This window comes from Pseudomonas sp. JV241A (genome assembly GCF_900275665.1).
Classification (GTDB): domain Bacteria; phylum Pseudomonadota; class Gammaproteobacteria; order Pseudomonadales; family Pseudomonadaceae; genus Aquipseudomonas; species Aquipseudomonas wadenswilerensis.
On record NZ_OPYO01000007.1, the window covers coordinates 37,374 to 59,279 of the forward strand.

The 21,906-nt window shown below is 60.5% G+C and carries 20 protein-coding genes and 1 pseudogene; 11 read left to right on the forward strand and 10 right to left on the reverse strand.

Annotation, left to right across the window (positions count from 1 at the left end; genetic code table 11):
• Positions 1-359 precede the first annotated feature (359 nt).
• The 3 genes and pseudogenes from JV241A_RS03585 to JV241A_RS03595 all read left to right on the forward strand — a co-directional run bounded on the left by JV241A_RS03585 (position 360) and on the right by JV241A_RS03595 (position 2,531).
• Positions 360-935 (forward strand): AAA family ATPase, encoded by a 576-nt coding sequence (locus tag JV241A_RS03585; RefSeq protein ID WP_240047828.1) that lies wholly within the window; start codon positions 360-362, stop codon positions 933-935.
• A pseudogene (locus JV241A_RS03590) lies at positions 874-1,272 on the forward strand (DDE-type integrase/transposase/recombinase); the annotation flags it as partial. The gene JV241A_RS03585 and the pseudogene JV241A_RS03590, both read left to right, overlap by 62 nt.
• A gap of 14 nt (positions 1,273-1,286) precedes the next feature.
• Positions 1,287-2,531: a UvrD-helicase domain-containing protein gene (locus JV241A_RS03595; protein ID WP_240047829.1), complete on the forward strand. Its 1,245-nt coding sequence runs from the start codon at positions 1,287-1,289 to the stop codon at positions 2,529-2,531.
• 204 nt (positions 2,532-2,735) lie between these two features.
• On the opposite strand, the gene JV241A_RS03600 is transcribed toward JV241A_RS03595, so the two are convergent.
• Entirely contained in the window at positions 2,736-3,356 is a 621-nt protein-coding gene (locus tag JV241A_RS03600; protein ID WP_134061373.1) for a hypothetical protein, read from the reverse strand.
• 307 nt (positions 3,357-3,663) lie between these two features.
• Between JV241A_RS03600 and JV241A_RS03605 the strand changes: the two genes are divergently transcribed.
• Positions 3,664-4,551, forward strand: coding sequence for an abortive infection family protein (locus JV241A_RS03605; protein WP_134061374.1), 888 nt, complete (start codon positions 3,664-3,666; stop codon positions 4,549-4,551).
• A 516-nt stretch (positions 4,552-5,067) separates the two neighbouring features.
• Positions 5,068-5,589 carry a hypothetical protein gene (locus JV241A_RS03610; protein ID WP_134061375.1) on the forward strand — a complete coding sequence of 174 codons (522 nt, stop codon included), beginning with the start codon at positions 5,068-5,070 and terminating at the stop codon, positions 5,587-5,589.
• Positions 5,590-5,655: 66 nt separating this feature from the next.
• Here the strand turns inward: JV241A_RS03610 and JV241A_RS03615 are convergent, their stop codons facing one another.
• The 3 genes from JV241A_RS03615 to JV241A_RS03625 form a co-directional block, all read right to left on the reverse strand.
• Positions 5,656-6,024, reverse strand: coding sequence for a YcgJ family protein (locus JV241A_RS03615; protein ID WP_240047830.1), 369 nt, complete (start codon positions 6,022-6,024; stop codon positions 5,656-5,658).
• Positions 6,025-6,087: 63 nt separating this feature from the next.
• Positions 6,088-6,390 (reverse strand): DUF3077 domain-containing protein, encoded by a 303-nt coding sequence (locus JV241A_RS03620; protein ID WP_134061376.1) that lies wholly within the window; start codon positions 6,388-6,390, stop codon positions 6,088-6,090.
• A 64-nt stretch (positions 6,391-6,454) separates the two neighbouring features.
• Entirely contained in the window at positions 6,455-6,682 is a 228-nt protein-coding gene (locus JV241A_RS03625) for a hypothetical protein (RefSeq protein WP_045197124.1), read from the reverse strand.
• 466 nt (positions 6,683-7,148) lie between these two features.
• Here JV241A_RS03625 and JV241A_RS03630 point away from each other — a divergent pair, with 466 nt between their 5' ends.
• Positions 7,149-7,751: a hypothetical protein gene (locus tag JV241A_RS03630; RefSeq protein WP_134061377.1), complete on the forward strand. Its 603-nt coding sequence runs from the start codon at positions 7,149-7,151 to the stop codon at positions 7,749-7,751.
• On the opposite strand, the gene JV241A_RS03635 is transcribed toward JV241A_RS03630, so the two are convergent.
• Complete coding sequence (locus JV241A_RS03635) at positions 7,748-8,623, reverse strand: EamA family transporter (RefSeq protein ID WP_134061378.1); 876 nt, start codon at positions 8,621-8,623, stop codon at positions 7,748-7,750. The two genes, JV241A_RS03630 and JV241A_RS03635, sit on opposite strands and share 4 nt — an antisense overlap.
• Positions 8,624-8,718: 95 nt before the next feature.
• Between JV241A_RS03635 and JV241A_RS03640 the strand changes: the two genes are divergently transcribed.
• Positions 8,719-9,492 carry a helix-turn-helix transcriptional regulator gene (locus JV241A_RS03640; protein ID WP_134061379.1) on the forward strand — a complete coding sequence of 258 codons (774 nt, stop codon included), beginning with the start codon at positions 8,719-8,721 and terminating at the stop codon, positions 9,490-9,492.
• Between the two features lie 14 nt (positions 9,493-9,506).
• On the opposite strand, the gene JV241A_RS03645 is transcribed toward JV241A_RS03640, so the two are convergent.
• Together JV241A_RS03645 and cra are read right to left on the reverse strand one after the other, a co-directional pair.
• On the reverse strand, positions 9,507-10,286 hold the full coding sequence (locus JV241A_RS03645) for a TatD family hydrolase (RefSeq protein WP_134061380.1): 780 nt from the start codon (positions 10,284-10,286) through the stop codon (positions 9,507-9,509).
• A 2-nt stretch (positions 10,287-10,288) separates the two neighbouring features.
• Complete coding sequence (gene cra, locus JV241A_RS03650) at positions 10,289-11,284, reverse strand: catabolite repressor/activator (RefSeq protein WP_010220638.1); 996 nt, start codon at positions 11,282-11,284, stop codon at positions 10,289-10,291.
• 1,060 nt (positions 11,285-12,344) lie between these two features.
• Here cra and ptsP point away from each other — a divergent pair.
• The 3 genes from ptsP to JV241A_RS03665 are packed head-to-tail and all read left to right on the forward strand — an operon-like array spanning position 12,345 to position 17,886.
• Positions 12,345-15,203, forward strand: coding sequence for a phosphoenolpyruvate--protein phosphotransferase (gene ptsP / locus JV241A_RS03655; protein ID WP_134061381.1), 2,859 nt, complete (start codon positions 12,345-12,347; stop codon positions 15,201-15,203).
• Positions 15,203-16,153, forward strand: a complete 951-nt coding sequence (gene pfkB / locus JV241A_RS03660; RefSeq protein WP_134061382.1) for a 1-phosphofructokinase — start codon at positions 15,203-15,205, stop codon at positions 16,151-16,153. Before ptsP ends, pfkB begins: the two co-directional genes overlap by 1 nt.
• A complete protein-coding gene (locus JV241A_RS03665; RefSeq protein ID WP_134061383.1) occupies positions 16,150-17,886 on the forward strand; it encodes a PTS fructose-like transporter subunit IIB in 1,737 nt (578 codons plus the stop codon). Before pfkB ends, JV241A_RS03665 begins: the two co-directional genes overlap by 4 nt.
• On the opposite strand, the gene JV241A_RS03670 is transcribed toward JV241A_RS03665, so the two are convergent.
• The gene (locus JV241A_RS03670) at positions 17,887-18,117 is read right to left on the reverse strand and encodes a DUF3820 family protein (protein WP_115085340.1); all 231 of its coding nucleotides are present in this window, start codon (positions 18,115-18,117) and stop codon (positions 17,887-17,889) included.
• Positions 18,118-18,320: 203 nt separating this feature from the next.
• On the opposite strand from JV241A_RS03670, the gene JV241A_RS03675 reads away from it, so the two are divergent.
• Positions 18,321-18,797: a PA2169 family four-helix-bundle protein gene (locus tag JV241A_RS03675; RefSeq protein WP_115085341.1), complete on the forward strand. Its 477-nt coding sequence runs from the start codon at positions 18,321-18,323 to the stop codon at positions 18,795-18,797.
• On the opposite strand, the gene JV241A_RS03680 is transcribed toward JV241A_RS03675, so the two are convergent.
• Together JV241A_RS03680 and JV241A_RS03685 are read right to left on the reverse strand one after the other, a co-directional pair.
• Complete coding sequence (locus JV241A_RS03680) at positions 18,794-20,287, reverse strand: sensor domain-containing diguanylate cyclase (RefSeq protein WP_134061419.1); 1,494 nt, start codon at positions 20,285-20,287, stop codon at positions 18,794-18,796. The two genes, JV241A_RS03675 and JV241A_RS03680, sit on opposite strands and share 4 nt — an antisense overlap.
• Positions 20,288-20,481: 194 nt before the next feature.
• On the reverse strand, positions 20,482-21,813 hold the full coding sequence (locus JV241A_RS03685) for an OprD family porin (RefSeq protein ID WP_115085342.1): 1,332 nt from the start codon (positions 21,811-21,813) through the stop codon (positions 20,482-20,484).
• Between the last annotated feature and the right edge of the window lie 93 nt (positions 21,814-21,906).

Sequence of the window (21,906 nt, forward strand, 5' to 3'; positions counted from 1 at the left end):
CTTCCGTGTCGGAATCACTAGAAGGGCTGGCAGGTAACGTGTGGGAATTTTTCCCAGCTTTCTTAGATACCCTTGAGTGACTGCTTTTGGCCGTTAGCTGCCCTTTTTGAACGTCCGCTATGATCGTTAGCGGTCAGTCGTGAATTAGTGCCTTCGTCCCTCCAGCCGTGCGAGCGACTGGTCATATCTAATGCATATGACTGGTCCGCATCAATGAGAATCACTGGGGGAGGTGCAGGGTCATTTCCCAATTTGCACGCTGCACTTGCTCCTGACCTCCCGCTACCCCCATTTTCCGTTGCTATTGCGTAGCTCAACCGGAATAGGGTTCCATCCACAGATCAAGGATGGAGACCCTCATGTACCTGGCTGAACTCACCATAAAAAATTTCCGCAAGCTGCGTGACGTCAAGCTGAAATTTCAGCCTGGACTGAATGTTCTCGTCGGTCCCAACAACGTGGGCAAAAGCGCCGCTGTAGACGCGCTTCGGACTCTCTTGGCCGGGCATGAGGAGCCGTATCCACGTCTCGATGTCGCTGACCGCCATAGACCTAAAGCGGGCGAACAAGAAGGTGACATCAGCTTCCACTTCATCTTCAAGGGTCTCAGTCACGACGACGAAGCCGATTTCATCGCGGCTCTGCAGCCCAGTGCTGACAACACCATGGAAGCGCACATCCACGTAAGGTACACCGATGCCGATCAGACCGGCCGCTTCCGGGTGAAACGATGGTGCGGGAATCACCAAGACATCCCGCTCACCTCGGACATGATGGAAAATCTGCGCGGCGTCTATCTGCAACCTCTTCGTGACGCCGCTCAAGGGCTGCGTCCAAGTCGCAATAGCCAGTTGGCTCGCCTACTTCACCTCCTGGGCGTTTTCATCGAAGCCAGATGCCGACCTGGTGATCAAGGCCTTGGACATGGCCTATGAACAGCGTGGCCGGCCTCAGAATGTACTGTTTCACAGCGACCAAGGAAGCCAATACAGCAGCCGAAGCTTCCGTCAGCGGCTGTGGCGTTATCGCTTCAAGCAGAGCATGAGTCGGCGTGGAAACTGCCACGATAATGCACCGATGGAACGGTTGTTTCGCAGCCTGAAAACGGAATGGGTACCGACCGTGGGTTATATGAGTGCTTCGCTGGCACAGCAGGATATTGGTCGGTTTCTGATGCAGCGCTACAACTGGCAGCGACCGCATCAGTTCAACAGCGGTCTGGCGCCCGCTGTTGCCGAAGAAAAACTTAACGCAGTGTCCGGGATTAGTTGACCACTACAGGGGGAGTGGAACAGCTTGATCACGGAAAGGCCAAGGAGGTCATCGAGAAGCTGGGGCGTACTGGCGCATATACCCATGAGCTAGGGCGCTATTGGGTAATTCGAACGCTGCTTCATCAACCTGCCATTCTTAAGGCGTTGGCCACTCGCTATCCGCATGTTCTGGTCGACGAATCGCAGGATCTGGGCACGATGCACAAAGTCACCTTGGAAATACTCATCAAGGCGGGTGTGCAGGTTTCGCTGATCGGTGACGTTAACCAAGGCATCTTCGCCTTCGCCGGCGCTGATGGTATGTTTTTGAAAACCTACGCCGACCGCCCGGGAGTGAAAGACTACAAGCTCACCCGCAACTACCGCTCCCTCCCGCCCATCATCGATATAGCGAACCGCCTGTGCGGCCGAACCGATGAGCCAGACCGGCAGCCCGGGCAGGGTGGAGCATTTTTCGTAGGGTACAAGGACGCCGAGCACCTTAAGCTGATCAGCTCTTTCAAAGTTCGTCTTGGCGAACTTGGCATACCGGCAGCAGGCGCAGTCATTCTCAGCAGGAACACGGATCGCGCCGCCAAGCTTGCAGGTACAACAGCCGCCCCAGGACAGGGAGTTGTGAGCATTTTTGCAGGGGCTGCATTGGCCCGCGATCAGCAGCACCGCTATCAGGAGGCTTTCCGTCTGGTATGCAAGGCGGTTGTGGAGCTTATCGATGAAGCACCGCCTGGACTCAGCTCGGCGCTGCAGGGTTCGCCTCATGAAGTCTGGATGATGAAACTAAGGCGGTTGCTATGGGCGTTTACACGCAATGCAGAGACGGGGCTCCCGCCTTCTTCGCTCCAAGCCAAAGCAGAGTGGCATCCGAAGCTTGTCGTAAATCTGCGCGCCTTGCTTACCCAAATGGATCAACTATTCGGGCTGAAAACAGTCGCTACGTTCGGAAATAAGATGGCCAAGAAGCGCTTGGAGGACGTTGCGCTCAGCGGTGCCAAAGCTGATGACCAGGAAGCTAATGGCTTAAGAGTTGAAACTGTTCACCAGGTAAAAGGCGAATCCATCGACGCCGTGCTCTACGTGGCGACTAAGGCCAACATCACAGCATTGCTGTCCGGCACGGGTACGGAAGACGGGCGGATCGGTTACGTGGCACTGACAAGAGCGAAAAACCTCTTTTGGCTTGCCGTCCCCCACAGCTGCTTGGGTGAAATGCGCGCAGACTTGATGGACGCTGGCTTCATCGAGGCGGCAACACATTAACATTGAGCTAACTAGGCTCGATCGAACATGTGTATATACACTCGCGTGATCAGTCACTTGAATTCGATCTGACCGGTCTTTCGTATGGCTTTGGGGGAATAGCAGCCATCCACGACCGGCAGCTAACGACCCAGAGAAGATGGTGGTGACAGGCAAAAAACGGCCAGAAGCGAACGAGTTGCTTAAACTAAATCTGTCCTTTATCTACTCTGTCGGCTTCCACAGCCATTCGATACCCCACAGTGGTCGTCGGCCTTGGATGGCCTTCACTACCTTGATGTGAGCGTCGTAGGCTGCCTTGTCGAAGGTCGTCCAACTGTCACCCAGCGCCAGAGCGGTGATGAAGTCCTCCTGAGTCTTGGAACCCTTGTATGGAACCCTCCTGAGGTAGCGCCGAATCGCTTCGATGAGTTGTCTATCAAGAGGAGGGTGTAGTGCTGCGATGCTGACTTGATCACCTGAGCTTGTGCAAACTAGTTTCGATTTCAGATATACATTTACGAGCTTTTGAGCTCGACCATATGAACACTCAAGCGGGAGGACTTCTGACATTTTTGCTTTCGTCTGCTTGTCTTCCCACCTGCGCGTGTAGGTCATACCTGTGGCGATTTTGACGACCTTCTGAAAATACCCATCGAGAAATGCATCCATTTCTTCAAGGGGTGGCAGGTCGTCTAGGGTTGAAATCTTCCCCACGCCTGACTCATTGATGAGTTTTGTCGCCACGGCCATTGTGTGTCCAGGGCCTTGCCTGGAGTAGGCTCTGCCAGCTGCCCAAATTGCGAAACGATGGCGATGCTCAATAATCGTGTAGCTGTCCTGCATAGGGAGCTCCTTGGCAACTTGGCGTACAATAAATGTCTTTTTGATAGATGGGGCGCCTGAGGTCTTGACCGAATTAGTGTCTGAGGACATTGAAAGGTAGTATCGCGAAATGCTGACCTAGGTTCAATCACTCGAGAGTCGCAAGGACGCTGAGGGTTAGGTCGGGGTGGTTGTATACAGTTCCAGTAGGTACAGTGCATGGTGGTGACGAACCGCCAATGCTGATGAGGGACATCTCTCAAATAATCTTGCTAGTGCGGTCGCGATCTACATCCTAGAAAAACTGAGAGAACGGATGGATCAGAATATGAGTGACGATGAATTTGCAGAGCTGGCTATTAGATCAGCAAGGGTAAAAAATGAGAATCTGCAGTTACTGCATGGATTAAGAGCCTTCGAGCAAAAGCTTTTGGATTTGGTCGAAGGTCTTGGTTGTTCTGGCAATAGTGAGAGCATCGTTTTTGATGAGATTCTTGACCAAGAAGAAGGGCCGATTGGGCACACAGCCTGCTATCTCGCATTCACTGGTCGGGAGCTGAAGATTGGATGGAAAGAGGTGCCACGCCCCAGTGAATATGACTACTGGACTCTTTGTTCGTTGGAAGAAGCTGGCACCGATATGCAGAGACGAGTCAGTGATCCCAAGGTATTGAGTTCGCTGGTAGCTGATTTGCTCCAGAACCTCGATAGGGAGTTTTTGAAAACCGCCTCTGTAGTTCAGTCCCTGGCTCAATTCGTTACTGTCGAGAAAGCTGAGATTGATGCAGATCTCGATGGTCTATTCAGTGGTAATTCCATGTTGTTGGATTCGTGGTTGAAGGCTCGAAAATTGGTTCTCCCAGATCCTGATCAATCGATTTCTCTCAGCTGCACGCACATTGAAACCGTGCTCAAAGGTTGCCTAAAAATACTGGGGGAGGAAGGTTACGATAACTACCCAGTCGAGAAATTGTTGAGGCGATTGCTAGGTGTTCTTCGAGCCTCATCCATCATTGGCCAGGCCTCTTCGGAAATGCTACAGGGCGTAGGCACGATGTTTCACGGAATAGGCACTCTACGTAATGAAACCGCACATGGTAAGAATGATGGCTATGTGGCTCATCCTCCTGAACTGGCGCAGACGGTGAACCACCTTGCCGGTGTCGCCTCGGTCTTTTTGATGAAGCAGACCGACCTTGTTTTGAAGAACAGATGAAATGGCTGTCTTCTGTTCGGGCGATTGTGAATTGCCCCTAATTTTCTCGATTTCTTCGAAGGTCTCCTTTTGGCCGATAGCAGACATCTGCGAATGGCCGCAATGGGTCGTTTTCGCCGTTCCTCACGTAGCATTTGAAGTGGGTGGGCGTAGCTCTCTCACTGGACATCCGCAATTCCCGATTCGATTCCACTAAAAGCCATAACTAGCTGATCTGTTTATAGATACCCTATGAGGTACATCAAAAAATCAACCAAATTCCATCCCCGCGAAAATCGGGCGCTCACGACCAACAACCGTCCGTCTGTCTCCGCAGCAAATTGCTGATTTCTAGCTATCTAGACCTTTATTGTTTTTGGCTTCTCCTGAAGTCTTGTTTTCTATTTGGTGGTCCAAGGACTAAATTGGGGGAGTTAAGGTGGTACCTTCGATGAGTATTGCGGATAATGGAAACCATGGAGTCATGGAGTCATGGAGTCATGGAGTCATGGAGTCATGGAGTCATGGAGTGTCAGTGTGAAGAAATGGAAATTAGCTTTAGTTGGCGTAGTGTCGCTGTCCCTCGCAGCCTGTGAGAAATCACCCTCGTATGAATTCGAGGGCACATACTTCATAACTGAAGGTGAAGACTGCACGATCCCGGCAAGTGCGGAAGATAGCGAGAATTATTTTTTGGAAATAACCAAGAAAGTAGACAACGGGAGCGTGTCGTACTCAGCCAAGCTCCCATCAGTTGCAAAAGCCGAAATGCCCATTACTAGCGTGCAAAACGCCTCGCCAAGCAAAGACAATGAACTCACGTTCAGCTTCACTCACGCCAAGGTGCCCGGCGCCGTGCCGGGGAGCTCAAAGATGAGCTTCGAAATTTCTGTAGTGCCTAATAAAAATAAGGAAGGCCATCTATGGCTGACTAAACAAAAGGCCATCATGGTTCAGGACGAGAAAGTAACCGAGTACGATGTTCTTGATAATTTGAGAAGATTTTTCGAACTCGGGAAGGCCGGGGCTTGCTTGAGAAAGGGAACAGCGGAGGGCTGAGTACAACAGGGAGGCGGTGTTGGCGAGGATAACTAGACTCGCTCAACCTCGCCCGCCACTTTTTGGTCATTCGCCAAACAGCGCCTTGGTGTATTTTTTGGAGATGGCCCCGGATCGCTCCCCGTTCGCGCCGTAGTAGCGGTCTTCGCGACATAGCCGCTCTTTCACGTCGCAGAATATCCCGTTAACGAAGGTGAACTCGGTCAGGTCGACATCACTCGCTGTGAAGACGTCGGTCGCAGCTGCCTTCTTGCCTAGATACTTTTCCGTCAGCGCGCGGGAGATGCCTTTGTCATTGGCGCACACGTAACGGTCGCAGAGCACGCCCGACACTGGCGTTTTCAGTGCGGCTCGCTGTTTGGCGTGTGCGGGCATCACGCCCACGGCCAGCAGCAGCGCCAAAGAAAACAGAAGAGGTGATTTATTCATACTCATTGGACTTCATTCTGTGGGTTTCAGATTTACGCAAGCCACGGCGCAGCAGGTTAGCAGACCATGTTAAGGCAAAGAGGTTTCTACGAGACCAGGCGATTCATTCGCCGTAGCCAAATCCTCAACCAACGCCTTCGCCATCCCACTCAGAAAATGAGCCGCACAAGCCATCGCCTCATCCTCTTCAATCATCACTTGATGAGTCAGCTTGCTCACACACCCCAATAGCAAAGCCGCTTGCTCCAGAACAAATTCCGCACTATGCCCTGGCTCAACCCGAAACAGCCGTTCAGTGGTCTTCCCGCTCGGGCCTTCGCCGAATGTGCCGACGCCTATCGTTTTCAGAACTGAAGCATGATCATCGTTCATCCTACCTCCCAAAGCAGGCAGCCAGCCTTGCCTAAGCAACACTGGCGCTCGCCTGAAAAAAGCCTCAGTGCTTCAACTGAACCTTGCTCAAAGCCACTTCAATCAAGCTTCGGGCGTGTTCAATCTCATGCATGGTTGCCAAGGTCAGTACTTGCTCAGGCGGCCTGGGATGGAGCAGCACTGTCTGCTGAGCAATAGTCAGCGCACGGACCAAGTATCCGGAAGTCTGGACGAGAAGGTCTTCAAGGGATTGATTGGGATGATGCGGAGGATCTGGGACGATTTTTAACATGGTGTCTCCCCGGTGAATGGAGCCGCCACGAATCTGCTGTCAAACAAATGGGTGGCAACTGTACGCGGGTTGACAGACCGAACACCGGAGAACTCGGCGCACACGAAGGTGCCCCACGTACAATCGCCATAAAGGCTTGCACATGTCCACGGTGTAGTCGGCCTGTCAAAACCGGTCGTTGAATTGCCAACGACCGGCCGAGACTAGAGTCCTACCGGGACCACTGCAATGCTTTGAAAGCGGCAAAAGTATGATTGGGAAATGGACTACATGGAATCAGGAAATTCTGAAGATTTCCGCCGCTAAAGTACCGTTCTCGCGACTATTCGTTACAAATCCACAACACCACACTGGTGACCCTGCCATCACCCACGCCATCATAGGAGGTCACCGCAACCTGGCCCGGCCAGGCGCTGCGTTATATATGAAGGGCAACTAGAGCCCTCTTTTTCTGCTGGGGCGATGGATGAAACAAGGGCGAGTGTGGGCGCTGATGTTGATGGTTGCGGTCTTGTCGGGCTGCGCCACGGCGCCGCCGAGGGATCAGAACAATCTGTGCAATATCTACCGCCAGTACCCGGACTGGTACGAAGATTCGCTGAAGATGCAGCAGCAGTTCGGCACGCCGCAACATGTGGCGATGGCGATCATGAAGCAGGAAAGCAGTTTCGTCTCCGATGCGCTGCCGCCCCGCGATTACTTGCTGTGGGTAATTCCGTGGGGGCGGGTGAGTTCGGCCTATGGTTATGCACAGGCCCAGGACCCGGTCTGGGGTGAGTACAAGACCGGTACCGGCAATGGCGGCTCGCGCGACAACTTCGATGACGCGGTCATGTTCATTGGCTGGTACACCGCCGGCACCCAGCGGCAGTTGGGGATTTCCAAGTGGGATACCTACAACCAGTACCTGGCCTATCACGAAGGGCGCGGCGGTTTTAGTCGTGGGACCTATCGCAGCAAGCCGTGGCTGATGCAGGTGGCGCGCAAGGTGGAGGCGCAGTCGCGGCTCTACGGTGCCCAGCTCAAGGCCTGTCGCCAAGAGCTGGAAGATGATCGCGGTTGGTTTTAGACCGTTCGGCGCAGCAGCGGGCGGGTCTTGATCAGGCCCGCTGCGAGGGCCGCAAGGATCACGGCAATGGCGATGCCTTCGTTTCGGTCGATATGGTGGCCGAGCATGACGATGGAGCCGGCGATGCCGAATATCGGGATCAGCAACGACAGCGGCGCAACGGTTGAAACCGGGTACTCGCGCAGCAACAGGTTCCAGCCCCAGTAACAGAAGTGCGTCGCCGCGTAGACCTGGAACAACAGCGATAACACTGCGACGCCCTCGATGTGGCTGGCCAGGGCGGTGAACGGCGCGCTGCCCTGGCTGAGCCAGGTGAGCAGCAGCAAGGGGATCGGCGGGAACAGGCTGGCCCACACCACAAAGGCAAACATCTCACGCACTTTCGAGCGTTTGATGATGACGTTGCCCAGGCTCCAACTGAAGGCGCTGACCAGCAATACGCTGTACCCCGCGGTCGTCGCCTGGCCGGGGCTGTTGGCGATAATGCAGATCAAGCCCAGGGCGGCGAGTACCACGCCAACGCACTGGCCAAGGCTCATGCCTTCGCGAAACAGCAGCACGCCCCACCCCAAGGTGAAGAAGGCACTGAACTGGATCAGCAGGGCAGCGGTGCCGGGTGGCACGCCCAGGCTGATCCCCAGGTTGATCAGTGCCCACATCGCCACGCCGAAGATCAAGCCGTAGGCGGCCAGCCAACCCAGGGCCACGGGCGGGCGTTTGATCAGGAACACCCAGGGCAGGGCGGCGAGGCTAAAGCGCAGGGCGGTGAGCAACAGCGGGTCGATCTCGGCCAGGGCCAGTTTGCTGATGGGGAAGTTCAGGCCCCAGACGGCTGTCACCAACACGGCGAGCAGCAGGTGTTTTCGTTGCATGGTGTTGTTATCCACAGGCGGGCAGGGTGCAACTATGCGCAATGCGGCTGCTGGCCCGCTTGCGCTATCGGGTCGTAGGTCGTTAGATTCGGGCCATGATTGAAATTGACCCGTATGAACACATTCCCCGCGATGCGGTGGTGACCGCCGTTGACTATGCCGATGGCCATCACTTCGCGCTGCATACCCACCAGCGCGGGCAGTTCGCCTATGCGGCCTGCGGGGTGATCACCGTGTTCACGCGCCAGGGCAACTGGGTGGTGCCGCCGCAACGGGCCATCTGGGTGCCGGCGCAGGTGCCCCATGAGATGGTCATGAGCGGGCCGGTGACCATGCTCAACACCTACATCAGCAACGCGGCGACGGCACGCCTGGGGCTGCCGGGGCTGTGTCAGGTGTTCGATGTTTCGGCATTTTTGCGTCAGTTGATGATCCAGGCGGCGCAGGTGCCGGCGCTGTATGCGCAAGAAGAGCGCGACGGTCATTTGATGGCGTTGCTGCTGCACGAAATCGCCAGCATGGCGCCGCTGTCGCTGAATGCGCCGTTGCCGGATGATCCGCGCTTGGCCCAGGCGTGCCAGCGGCTGTTGCAGCAACCGTCGCTTGAGGTGAGCATCGATGACATGGCCGGGCAGGTGGGCAGGAGCCGGCGCACCTTCACTAGGCTGTTTCGCCAGCAGACCGGTATCAGCTTTGTCGAATGGCGCCAGCAGGCGTGCCTGTTGGCGGCGGTGGCACGCCTGGGCAATGGCGAGTCGGTTACCCGGGTGGCGATGGACCTGGGCTACAGCAGCCCCAGTGCGTTTACCAGTGTTTTTCGTAAAGCCTTGGGGGCGGCGCCGAGTCGGTATTTCAGCAAGGAAGGGTGAGGCGTGCGGCAGGGTTATGCCCAGCCAAACAACTCACAGGCATTGCCCGTACTCACCTCAGCCAACCGCTCAACCTCAATCCCCATGATCCCAGCCAGCGCCTGGGCAATCTGCGGCAGATGCTCCGGGCTGTTGCGCACGCCCGGGAACATCACCGGCGCCATGTCCGGCGCGTCGGTTTCCAGCACCACGCTGTCCAGCGGCAACTGCGGCAGCACCTTGTGCAAGCGCAGCGCCTGCGGCCAGGTCGCGGCGCCACCGAGGCCGAGCTTGAAGCCGAGCTTGTGATACTCGCGCGCCTCTTCAACGCTGCCGGCAAAGGCGTGGATGATGCCGCCGCGCTTGAGCTTGTAGCGCTTGAGCGTGGCGATCACCACGGCATGGCTGCGGCGCACGTGCAGCAGGGCGGGCAGGATGCAGTCAACGGCCAGTTGCAGCTGGGCTTCGAACAGCGCCTGCTGGCGCTCGCGGTCGAGTTCGGGCAGGTAGTAATCCAGGCCGAACTCGCCGACGGCGCACAGCTGGCGCTCACCCTGCAGGCGGGTCAGCCAGTCGCCCAGTGCGACCAGGTGTTCGGGGCGGTGCTGGTCGAGGTACACCGGGTGCAGGCCGAACGCCGCGTACAGCTGCGGGTCGCTGCGCACCAGGTCCCAGACCCGCTGCCAATTGCTTTGATACACCCCCAGCACCACCATGCGCTCGACCCCGCCGGCCCGGGCATTGGCCAGCAGGGCCGGGCGGTCGGGGTCGAAGTCTGGAAAATCCAGATGGGTGTGGGTGTCGATCAGGCGCATGGTCAGGCCGTGAAGATTCGCTGTTTGAAGGTTCGACCGATGGCGTGCACGCCCGGTTCGTATTGCTTTTGTTCAACAGCGGCGAGGGCCAGTTTGAGCGCGGTTTCGGCGATCAGGCCGTGTTGCTGGGCCATGGCGTTGACCGGCAGCGGCAAGAAGTCCAGCAACTGGTTGTCGCCGAAGGTGCCCAACTGCAGGCTGCGCGAGTCGGCCGGGCGTGCTTGCAGTACGTCGAACACGCCTTGCAGCAGCACGTAGGAGGTGGTCACCAGGGCGTCGGGCAGGCGGCCGAGTTCTTCGATCAGTTGGTTCATCAGGCGCTGGCCGCACTCGCGGCTGAAGGCTTCGCCTTGCAGCCGGCTGATCTTGCCGTTGAAGCCTTCCAGGGCCTGGTCGAAGCCGCCGGCGCGGGCCTGGCTGACGCTGAGCTCCGGGCGGGCGCCGATCAGGGCGATGTGCGCGGGTTTGGTGGCCAGCAGGCTGCGGGTCAGTTGCTGGCTGGCGTTGCGGTCGTCGCTGACGATCGAGCAGAAGTGTGCCGGGTCCAGGCTACGGTCGATGGCGATGATCGGCAGGCCCTTGGCTTGCAGTTCGCGGTAGCTGTCGTCTTCCGGCGGCAGGCAGCTGGCGACGAACAGCGCGTCGCAACGGCGGGCGCGGAACAGTTGCTGGAGCTGGCGCTCGCTCTCGGGCTGGTCGTCGCTGCTGGCGATCAGCAGTTGGTAGCCCTGGGCCCGGGCGCGTTGCTCCAGTTGCTTGGCGATGCGTGCGTAGCTGGGGTTTTCCAGGTCGGGGAGGATGAACCCCAGGGTACGCGTGTGCCGGCTGCGCAAACCTGCAGCCTGGGGGTTGGGGGTAAAGCCATGGGCTTCGACCACCGCCCGCACCCGCTCGACAGTGCTGTTGCTGATGCGTTGCTGTTCGGCCTTGCCATTGATGACGTAGCTGGCGGTGGTGACGGACACACCGGCCAGACGCGCGATATCGCTGAGTTTCACCGCATTTTCCTTGTTATTACCGAGACTGGCTGCAGAGCCTGACCGGGTATTGTCGCCGATCCTGTGAGGGCGGCGCAGACGACCATTGTCGCAATTGTCCGACAATATGGGCAATGTTGTTCACATCGGTGTGAGCAACTGTCATTGGCAGGTAGCCAGCATATCAGGCGGTGCCTGGGTTACGACCGCTTCGCGCTCGATCGCCGGCAAGGCCAGCTCCGACAGAGTTGGCGCAGTACCTGTGGGAACTGGTTTGCCAGCGATGAGGCCAGTGCAGCCAATAAAGTAGGTGGCGCTTGGGTTACGACCGCTTCGCGCTCGATCGCCGGCAAGGCCAGCTCCCACAGAGTTGGCGCAGTACCTGTGGGAGCTGGCTTGCCAGCGATGAGGCCAGTGCAGCCAACAACGTAGGTGGCGCTTGGGTTGCGACCGCTTCGCGCTCGATCGCCGGCAAGGCCAGCTCCCACAGAGTTGGCGCAGTACCTGTGGGAGCTGGCTTGCCAGCGATGAGGCCAGTGCAGCCAATAAAGTAGGTGGCGCTTGGGTTACGACCGCTTCGCGCTCGATCGCCGGCAAGTCCAGCTCCCACAGAGTTGGCGCAGTACCTGTGGGAGCTGGCTTGCCAGCGATGAGGCCAGTGCAGCCAATAAAGTAGGTGGCGCTTGGGTTGCGACCGCTTCGCGCTCGATCGCCGGCAAGGCCAGCTCCCACAGAGTTGGCGCAGTACCTGTGGGAGCTGGCTTGCCAGCGATGAGGCCAGTGCAGCCAACAAAGTAGGTGGCGCTTGGGTTACGACCGCTTCGCGCTCGATCGCCGGCAAAGCCAGCTCCCACAGAGTTAGCGCAGTACCTGTGGGAGCGGTGCAGCTCCAGCAATACGACAAGCAGGGCTTCATTGATCGCACATTATCGAGTAACGTGCTCGTGAATCTAGATTAAACGTTTCAGCAGGCGATTTTCTGCCGATCCATTCGCCTGGACAGGGCCATTGCAACTGGCCCTACGCTGAACAATTCACAACAATACCTCAGCACCCACCTGGTGCTGCAAAGGAGAAGGTCATGCTCGAGCTCACCGTGGAGCAGATATCCATGGGCCAATCGGCTGTGGATAAGTCGGCGGCGCTGCACCTGTTGGCCGAGCGCCTGGTCAGCGATGGCCTGGTTGCCGACGGCTATCTGGCCGGCCTGCAAGCCCGCGAAGCGCAAGGCTCGACCTTCCTCGGCCAAGGTATTGCCATCCCCCACGGCACCCCCGAAACCCGCGAGCTGGTACATGCCACCGGCGTGCGCCTGCTGCAGTTTCCCGAAGGCGTGGACTGGGGCGATGGCCAGATCGTCTACCTGGCCATCGGCATCGCCGCGCGCTCCGATGAGCACCTGCGCCTGCTGCAACTGCTGACCCGCGCCCTGGGCGAGACCGACCTGGCCGAAGCCCTGCGTCGCGCCAGTTCCGCCGAAGCCTTGCTCAAGTTGCTGCAAGGCGCGCCGCAAGAGCTGGCCCTGGATGCGCAGATGATCGGCCTGGGTGTGCCCGCCGAAGACTTTGACGAGCTGGTGTGGCGCGCCGCGCGCCTGCTGACCCGCGCAGAATGCGTTGGCGGCGGCTTTGCCGGGGTGTTGCAGCAGGTTGATCCGCTGCCGCTGGGCGAGGGCCTGTGGTGGCTGCACAGCGAGCAGGCGGTGCGCCAGCCGGGCCTGGCCTTCGTCACCCCGCAACAGCCGCTGCGCCACAACGGCCAGCCGGTGCATGGCCTGTTCTGCCTGGCCAGCCTCGGCGCTGCGCATCAAGCCTTGCTTGAGCGCCTGTGCACGCTGTTGATCGAAGGCCGCGGCCAGGAGCTGTGCCGCGCCACCAACAGCCGCACCGTACTGGAAGTGCTGGGCGGCGAGTTGCCCGCCGACTGGCCGAGCGCGCGTATCGGCCTGGCCAACGCCCACGGCCTGCATGCGCGCCCGGCCAAGGAGCTGGCGCAACTGGCGAAAAATTTTGCAGGCGAGATTCGCCTGCGCCTGGTCGACAGCGCCCAGCCCGCAGTGTCGGCCAAGAGCCTGAGCAAGCTGCTCAGCCTCGGCGCACGGCGTGGGCAGATTCTGGAAATCATCGCTGAACCCAGCATTGCCAACGATGCCTTGCCTGCGCTGCTGGCCGCGATTGAAGCGGGCCTGGGCGAAGAGGTCGAGGCGCTGGCGCCCGTCGTCGAGGCGGTCATCGAGGTGATGGCTGAGCCTGAACTTGTCGCGCCCGTAGCCGGTGCGCTGATCCAGGGCGTTGCCGCCGCACCGGGCATTGCCAGTGGCCCGGCGCATATCCAGGTATTGCGCGAGTTCGACTACCCGTTGCGCGGTGAGTCGCTGCCCATCGAGCGGCAACGCCTGCAGCAAGCGTTGACCAATGTGAACCACGAAATCGAAGCGCTGACCCAGCGCAGCCCGGCCAAGGCCATCCGCGAGATTTTCGTCACCCACCAGGAGATGCTCGCCGACCCGGACCTCACCGACGAAGTCGACCAGCGCCTGCGCCAGGGCGAAAGCGCGGCGGCGGCGTGGATGGCGGTGATCGATGCCGCCGCGCGCCAACAGGAAGCCTTGCATGATGCGCTGCTCGCCGAGCGCGCCGCCGACCTGCGCGATATCGGTCGGCGGGTATTGGCCCAACTGTGTGGCGAAGCCGACGTGCCGGCGCCGGAGCAGCCTTATGTGCTGGTGATGGAGGAGGTCGGCCCGTCGGATGTGGCGCGACTCGACCCGCAACGGGTGGCCGGGATTCTTACCGCCCGTGGCGGCGCCACCGCCCACAGCGCCATCGTCGCCCGCGCCCTGGGTATCCCTGCTGTCGTTGGCGCTGGCGATGCCGTGCTGCTGATTGCCCCGGGCACGCCGCTGCTGCTCGACGGCCAACGCGGTCGCCTGACCGTGGCGCCAGCCGCTGACGAACTCGAACGTGCCCTGGCCGAACGTGACCGTCGCGAGCAACGCCTGCAAGCCGCCAAGGCCCGGCGTCTGGAGCCGGCGATCACCCGCGACGGCCATGCCATCGAGGTGTTCGCCAATATCGGTGAAAGCGCCGGGATCGAAGCGGTGGTTGATCAAGGCGCCGAAGGCGTCGGCCTGCTGCGCACCGAACTGATTTTCATGGCCCACCAGCAAGCCCCCGACGAAGCCGTGCAAGAGGCCGAATATCGCCGCGTGCTCGATGGCCTCGCCGGTCGGCCGCTGGTGGTGCGCACCCTCGATGTCGGTGGCGACAAGCCGTTGCCCTACTGGCCGATCGCCAAGGAAGAAAACCCTTTCCTCGGCGTGCGCGGCATTCGCCTGACCCTGCAACGCCCGCACGTGATGGAAAGCCAGCTGCGTGCCCTGCTGCGCGCCGCCGGCGACCGGCCGCTGCGGATCATGTTCCCGATGGTCGGCCAGCTCGAAGAGTGGCGCCAGGCCCGGGCCATGGTCGAGCGCCTGCGCGAGGAAATCGCCGTCAGCGACCTGCAGCTGGGGATCATGATCGAGGTGCCGTCGGCCGCCTTGCTAGCGCCGGTACTCGCCCAGGAAGTGGACTTCTTCAGCATCGGTACCAACGACCTGACCCAGTACACCCTGGCCATCGACCGCGGCCACCCGAGCCTCTCGGCGCAAGCCGACGGCCTGCACCCGGCGGTGCTGCAGCTGATCGACATCACCGTGCGCGCCGCCCATGCCCATGGCAAGTGGGTCGGGGTGTGCGGCGAGCTGGCGGCCGATCCGCAGGCGGTGGCGCTGTTGCTCGGCCTTGGCGTCGATGAGCTGAGCGTTGCGGCAAGGAGCATTGCCGAGGTGAAAGCCGAAGTACGTGAACTGAATTTTGAACATGCCCGGCAGCTGGCGCGCCACGCGTTGCTGCAGGGCAGTGCCGGCGCAGTGCGGGCACTGGTGGAGACCCGTTGATGGCCAAGATACTGACCCTGACCCTGAACCCGGCGCTGGACCTCACCGTCAGCCTCGACAGCCTGCAGGCAGGTCAGGTCAACCGCAGCCAGGCGCAGCACAGCCACGCCGCCGGCAAGGGCCTGAACGTTGCCCAGGTGCTGGCCGACCTCGGCCATAGTGTGACCGTGGGCGGCTTTCTCGGCCGCGACAACCTGGCGCCGTTCGAGGCCCTGATCGCCCGCCGTGGCTTTGCCGATTGCTTCGTGCGGGTAGCGGGCGAGACCCGTTGCAACATCAAGCTGGTCGAAGCCGACGGCCAGGTCACCGATATCAACGGCCCCGGCCCGCAGGTCGATGAGCAAGCGCGCCTGGAACTGCTGACCCGCCTTGAGCAGATCGCCCCCGGCCACGCTGCGGTGGTGGTCGCCGGCAGCTTGCCGCGTGGCATCAGCCCGCAGTGGCTGCAGATGCTGCTGGCCCGGCTCAAGGCCATGGGCCTGAAAGTGGCCCTGGACAGCAGCGGCGAAGCCTTGCGTGCCGGGCTTGCCTGCGCACCGTGGCTGGTCAAGCCGAACATCGACGAGCTGGGCGAAGTGCTCGGCAGTGCTGTGCATGACTTTGCCCAGCAGCAACAAGCGGCGACCCGCCTGATCGGCCAGGGCGTCGAGCATGTGGTGGTGTCCCAGGGCGAGCAGGGCGTCAACTGGTTCCGCCAGGGCAGCGCCCTCGGCGCCGTGCCGCCCAAAGTCAAGGTAGCCAGTACCGTCGGTGCCGGTGACTCGCTGCTGGCGGGCATGGTCCATGGCTTGCTGAGCGCCGATAGCCCTGCGCAAACCCTGCGCCGGGCCACGGCGATTGCCGCCCAGGCGGTGACCCAGATCGGCTTCGGCATCAATGACCGGGCGCAACTGGCGCAGCTGGAAAGCCAGGTGCAGCTGACAGAAGAACAACAAGAGGGTTGCAGATGAACATTGCCATCGTCACCGCCTGCCCCAATGGCCAGGTGTCCAGCGTGCTCAGCGCGCGCCTGCTGGCAGCGGCAGCCCAGCGCCAGGGCTGGAGCACCAGCGTCGAAGTGCACGACCCGCAGCAACCCGAACGCCAATTATCCGAAGCCGCGATTGCCGCCGCCGACTGGGTGCTGGTGATCAACACCGGCCCACTGGACCTGCGCCGTTTCGCCGGCAAGCGCCTGTACCAGAGCACCCCGGCGCAAGCCCTGACGGAGGTGGAGAATTTTCTGCGTGAAGCGGCCGACAAGGCTGTGGTCTATCAGCCCGAAGCCGAGCAGGTTGCAGCCCCTGTCGAGCGCAGCGCCAAAGTCGTCGCGGTCACCGCCTGCCCGACTGGCGTCGCCCATACCTTCATGGCCGCCGAAGCCCTGCAGCAGGCGGCGCAGCAACTGGGCTACCAGCTCAGCGTCGAGACCCAGGGCTCGGTAGGCGCGCGTAACCCCTTGTCGGCAGCGGCCATTGCCGAAGCCGATGTGGTGTTGCTGGCCGCCGATATCGAGGTGCCCACTGCGCGGTTTGCCGGTAAGCGCATCTACCGCTGCGGCACCGGCGTGGCCCTCAAGCAGGCCCAGGCCACGCTGAAGAAAGCCCTGGCCGAAGGCCGCGAAGAAGCTGCCGTGCAAGGCGACAGCGCAGCCCCGGCCCGCAGCGAAAAAACTGGCGTGTACAAGCACCTGCTCACCGGCGTGTCGTTCATGCTGCCGATGGTGGTGGCCGGTGGCTTGCTGATCGCGCTGTCGTTCGTCTTCGGTATCGAAGCCTACAAGGAGCCCGGCACACTGCCTGCCGCCTTGATGCAGATTGGCGGTGACGCGGCCTTCAAACTGATGGTGCCGCTGCTGGCCGGTTACATCGCCTATTCGATTGCCGACCGCCCAGGGCTGGCGCCGGGGATGATTGGCGGCTTGCTGGCCAGCACCCTGGGCGCGGGTTTTATCGGCGGGATCGTCGCAGGCTTTCTCGCCGGTTACAGCGCCAAGGCCATCAGCCGCTGGGCACGCCTGCCCAGCAGCCTTGAAGCACTCAAGCCGATCCTGATCATCCCGCTGCTGGCCAGCCTGTTCACTGGTCTGGTGATGATTTACGTGGTCGGCAAACCGGTGGCCGGCATGCTCGAAGGCCTGACCCATTTTCTCGACAGCATGGGCACCACCAACGCGATTCTGCTTGGGGTGTTGCTGGGCGGGATGATGTGCGTCGACCTGGGCGGGCCGATCAACAAGGCGGCCTATGCGTTCTCGGTCGGGCTGTTGGCTTCGCAGAGTTATGCACCGATGGCCGCGACCATGGCTGCGGGCATGGTGCCGCCGATTGGCCTGGGCATCGCCAGCTTCATTGCCCGGCGCAAGTTCGCCCAGAGCGAGCGCGAAGCCGGTAAGGCGGCGCTGGTGCTGGGCCTGTGCTTCATTTCCGAGGGGGCGATTCCGTTTGCCGCCAAGGACCCGCTGCGAGTGATCCCGGCCAGTGTCGTCGGTGGCGCGCTGACCGGCGCCTTGTCGATGTATTTTGGTTGCAAGCTGATGGCGCCCCATGGCGGCCTGTTCGTCATGCTGATCCCCAATGCGATCAACCATGCCTTGCTGTACTTACTGGCAATCGTCGCCGGTAGCCTGCTGACGGCGCTGGTTTATGCAGTGCTCAAGCGCGGCGAAGGGGTGGAGCTGGCGGTGCAGCCGGCCAAGGCCTGATCAGTTGCGCGGGCGCGGGTGCTTCTTGCGCAGGGGTACCAGCAGGTCGCTCAGGCCGTTGTGATCGACCTCGTGCATCAGCGCCAGCAGGCCACCGAGCTCGCCCTTGGGAAAGCCCTGGCGGGCGAACCAGTTGAGGTAATCACCAGGCAGGTCGGCGATCAGCCGGCCCTGGTACTTGCCGTAGGGCATTTCACGGGTGACCAGCAGGACGAGGGCTTCCGGGTTCATGGCAACGCTGTTCTTTGAAAGGATGAGGCCAACATACATGCAATCTGCATGAAGGCCAAAGGACAGTTCATGCAGAACGCGTGGAAGTCATAAGTTCATTTAATTTCAAGTCATTGAAAGTAAACGATATTTTCTCAATTATCAGGCTGGCACGAACCCTGCTCCGATCTATTGCATCTTCCCTCATGCAAAGGAGCAATGTCATGACTACCCCCAACAAAGAAGTCGTCTCGGTTCTCAACGAACTGATCGAGTTCAGCAAGGATGGCGAAAAGGGTTTCAAAACCTCTGCCGAGGATGTGAAGAATCCCCAGCTGAAAAGCTACTTCATCCAGCGTGCTGGCGAATGCGGTACCGCTGCCGCGGAACTGCAGCAGCAAGTGCGCAGCCTCGGTGGCGATCCGGAAACCTCTACCAGTGTCAGCGGTGACCTGCACCGTGGCTGGGTCAACCTGAAGTCGATGCTCACCGGCAAGGATGAAGCCGCAGTGCTCAACGAAGTCGAGCGCGGCGAGGACCATGCCCTGAAAGCCTACAAGGACGCCCTGGAAAAACTGGCCCGCCTCAACACCCTGCCAAGCAGTGAGGTCTATGCCCTGGTGGAGCGTCAGTACCATGGCGTGCAGCGCAACCATGACCAGGTCAAGGCCCTGCGCAACGAGGCTCGCGCCCGCTCTTAAGCGGCGGCTTCGACCCGGTTGCGACCGTTGCCCTTGGCACGGTAAAGCGCCTCATCGGCAGCGCCCAGCAAGGTCTGAAGATCTTGCTGGGTGCCTGGCGTGTGGCAACCGATGCCGATGCTCACGGTGACCGGCGCCGTGTCATCGCCAAACGGTGGCAGCGCTTCGACTGCCGCGCGAATACGCTCAGCCAACAGCCGCGCCCCTGCCAGTTCGGTCTCCGGCAACACCACCAGAAACTCCTCGCCACCGTAGCGTGCGGCCAGGTCGGCCGGGCGGCGGATGCTGCTGGCTATTGTTGTGGCCACTTGGCGCAAGGCGGCATCACCGCCCGGATGACCATGGCGATCGTTGAACGCCTTGAAGTGATCGACATCGACCATCAGCACTGCCAGCGGCCGGGCATTGCGCTGGCTGCGTGCCCATTCCTGGCGCAGTACCTGGTCCAGGCGCCGGCGATTGGCGAGGCCAGTCAGGCTGTCGGTGGCGGCGAGGGCGGCCAGGCCTTGTTCGGCGCTCTGCCGGCGGCGCAATTCGCGGCCCAGCAGCAAGGTCAGCCAGAGAATGCCGATGCACAGCACACCGGTGGCCACGCTGACCAGCAAGGCCGTGCGCCGCCACGACTCGAAGACTTCGTCGGCGGAGTGGGCGACGATAACGATCAGCGGCAAGTCGCCGACCCGGGCAAAAGTAAACAGCCGTTCTTTGCCGGTGCGGGTGGAGACGCCGGCAAAGGTGCCGCTGACATCCGCGCGCATGCGCTGAAAATTCGGCCGGTCGCTGTAGTTCTGGCCGATGCGCGGTTCGTCGGGCGTGCCCGGCTGGCGCACCAGCAGCGCGCCATCGGTGTTCATCAGGTTGATGCTGCTGTCGCTGCCGATATCCAGACGCTGGAACAGCGTGCTGAAGTACGACAGGCGCAAGGCGCCGGCAGCAACCCCGAGAAACTCACCGTTGGGCCCGGAAATGCGCCGGCTGAAGCTGATGCACCAGTCCAGGTCGCCCAGCCGCGCCTTGAATGGCTGGCCAATCAGCAGGCCCAGGTTGGGGTTGTTGCGGTGCTGCAGGAAGTCTTTGCTGTCGGCGAAATTGGCCTGGCGCGGGATGGCGCTGGTGGAGTCGGCGACTACATTGCCCGTGGCATCGAGCCAGAGGATATCGCCGCGTACCGGTGCGGTAACGGCCTGGTTGAAGAGAATCTGTTGGCGCAGCTCGGCGGGTACGGCGAGCAGTTCCGGGCGCTGTACGGCCCAGATCAGGCCTTGCAGCGAGAGGTCGTAGAGTTCGACATTGCGCACGATGTCGCTTTCGATCAGTTGCACGATATTGCTGGCCGAGCGTGCGGCGGCCTGTTCGACGCTGCTGCGTTCGCGCATCAACAGGAAGGTGACGATGGCAACGATGGCGAGCACCGCGAGGCAACTGCCCAGATTGAGGATCAGCTCCGGATGAGACTTGTACAGGGTGGATCGCTGGGATCGGGTGGGCAACGTCATGGTCACTGATGCCGAAGACCGTCTGGAAAGTGCGGTATTACTGCGCGGCGGCCGTATTCTAGGGGCCTAGGGATTGTCGGACAAGGATTTAATCGTGTCGTCTGACGAATGCAGGAGCGGGCTTGCCCGGCGATTGCAATGGGCCAGGCACATCGCATCGCGAGGCAAGCTCGCTCCTGCACTGCCGATCAGAAAATGTTCAGCGGGTAGTCAACGATCACCCGGTACTCATCGACATCGTTGTCGATATGCGAGTAGCCCTGGGTGCCACGGTGCGAGGCCCAGCGCAGCAGCACCGAAAGGTCCTTGAGCTGGCCTTCCTGGAATACGTACCGCAGGTCGACGTCGCGTTCCCAGTGCTGGGCGTTCTCGCCGTCGGCGTTGTACCAGTGGCCGTAGCCGACGCTATTGGGGTCGACCTTGCTCATGTCCAGCTCACCGCGCGAGTAGGACACCACCGAGCTCAGGCCCGGGATCCCGGCACCGGCGAAGTCATAGGCGTACTTGAGCTTCCACGAGCGCTCGTTGGGGCCGTTGAAGTCCGAGTAGATCTGCGAGTTGTCCAGGAAGATGCTGTCACCCTGGTTGATGTAGTCGAACGGCGTGTTGCCGTTGACCCGCTGGTACACCGCGGTAAGGCTGTTGTAGCCGACGTTGACGGTGAAATGCAGGCTGTAGGTGTTGTTGTCGATGTGCCCGAGCAGTGCCTGACCGGTGTCCTGGGTGTGATAGAAGTGCAGGCCGGGGTTGAGGCTGACCAGCTCGTTGACCTGCCAGGTGTAGTCAACGTCGAAGTAGTACTGGTTCCAGATGTCCTCGAGCTCGGCGGCATACAGGCTCGAGGTCAGGTTCGGCACGCCGCTCCAGGCCACGCCGGCCCAGTTCAGGTGGCGGCTGTCGCGCTCGTCCTGCAACTTGCTGTAGAAGGTGTTGATGCGCCGATGGCCGCTCTGGTTGTAAGGCTTGGTGAAGCTGGCCTGGCCGGCTTCGAGCATCACCCCGTCAAAGCTGTTGTTGGTGACGCTGACGCCGCGGAAGGTCTGCGGCAGCATGCGCGACTCGCCCCCGGCGATCACCGGGTTGGTGAGGAACAGGTCGCCGGCCTTGAGCACGGTGTCAAACGCCTTGAGCTTGAGCGCAGCACCGGCGGTGGAGAACGAATCATGGGCCTTGCCCGGTTCGCCATCACCCTTGGTGTTGATCGGCAAAATGCTCGAGCCCGAGGTACCGCCACCGCCGTCGAGTTTCAGCCCGAGCATGGCGTAGGCATCGAGGCCGAACCCGACCGTGCCCGGGGTGTAGCCCGATTCGAACTTGCCGAGAAAACCCTGACCCCATTCGCGGTTGTCACGCACACCTGGCAGCAGCTGGTTGCGGTTCAGGTAGTAGTTGCGTGCGTGCACGTTGAGGCTCGACCCTTCGATAAAACCTTCGGCCTTTTCCTCGTCGGCCTGGGCGGTGAAGGGCATCGTTGCAGCCAATGCAACGAACAGCGGGGTGAAGCGTAAAGCAGTGTTCACCGGTGTGGACTCCTTGGGGTGAATGTACGGCAGTTTTTATTGTGCGAAAGACGGTCTTGTCATGAACAAACGAGCCAGCGCGCTGGCACTTTT

Coding starts and splice junctions, on each gene's coding strand:
- JV241A_RS03615 (WP_240047830.1), bottom strand. CDS start 6,024: ATGAGTATGAATAAATCACCTCTTCTGTTTTCTTTGGCGCTGCTGCTG.
- JV241A_RS03670 (WP_115085340.1), bottom strand. CDS start 18,117: ATGAACCCGGAAGCCCTCGTCCTGCTGGTCACCCGTGAAATGCCCTAC.
- JV241A_RS03600 (WP_134061373.1), bottom strand. CDS start 3,356: ATGCAGGACAGCTACACGATTATTGAGCATCGCCATCGTTTCGCAATT.
- JV241A_RS03675 (WP_115085341.1), top strand. CDS start 18,321: ATGACTACCCCCAACAAAGAAGTCGTCTCGGTTCTCAACGAACTGATC.
- JV241A_RS03630 (WP_134061377.1), top strand. CDS start 7,149: ATGAAACAAGGGCGAGTGTGGGCGCTGATGTTGATGGTTGCGGTCTTG.
- JV241A_RS03605 (WP_134061374.1), top strand. CDS start 3,664: ATGAGTGACGATGAATTTGCAGAGCTGGCTATTAGATCAGCAAGGGTA.
- ptsP (WP_134061381.1), top strand. CDS start 12,345: ATGCTCGAGCTCACCGTGGAGCAGATATCCATGGGCCAATCGGCTGTG.
- JV241A_RS03620 (WP_134061376.1), bottom strand. CDS start 6,390: ATGAACGATGATCATGCTTCAGTTCTGAAAACGATAGGCGTCGGCACA.
- JV241A_RS03635 (WP_134061378.1), bottom strand. CDS start 8,623: ATGCAACGAAAACACCTGCTGCTCGCCGTGTTGGTGACAGCCGTCTGG.
- JV241A_RS03585 (WP_240047828.1), top strand. CDS start 360: ATGTACCTGGCTGAACTCACCATAAAAAATTTCCGCAAGCTGCGTGAC.
- JV241A_RS03625 (WP_045197124.1), bottom strand. CDS start 6,682: ATGTTAAAAATCGTCCCAGATCCTCCGCATCATCCCAATCAATCCCTT.
- JV241A_RS03665 (WP_134061383.1), top strand. CDS start 16,150: ATGAACATTGCCATCGTCACCGCCTGCCCCAATGGCCAGGTGTCCAGC.
- JV241A_RS03645 (WP_134061380.1), bottom strand. CDS start 10,286: ATGCGCCTGATCGACACCCACACCCATCTGGATTTTCCAGACTTCGAC.
- JV241A_RS03640 (WP_134061379.1), top strand. CDS start 8,719: ATGATTGAAATTGACCCGTATGAACACATTCCCCGCGATGCGGTGGTG.
- pfkB (WP_134061382.1), top strand. CDS start 15,203: ATGGCCAAGATACTGACCCTGACCCTGAACCCGGCGCTGGACCTCACC.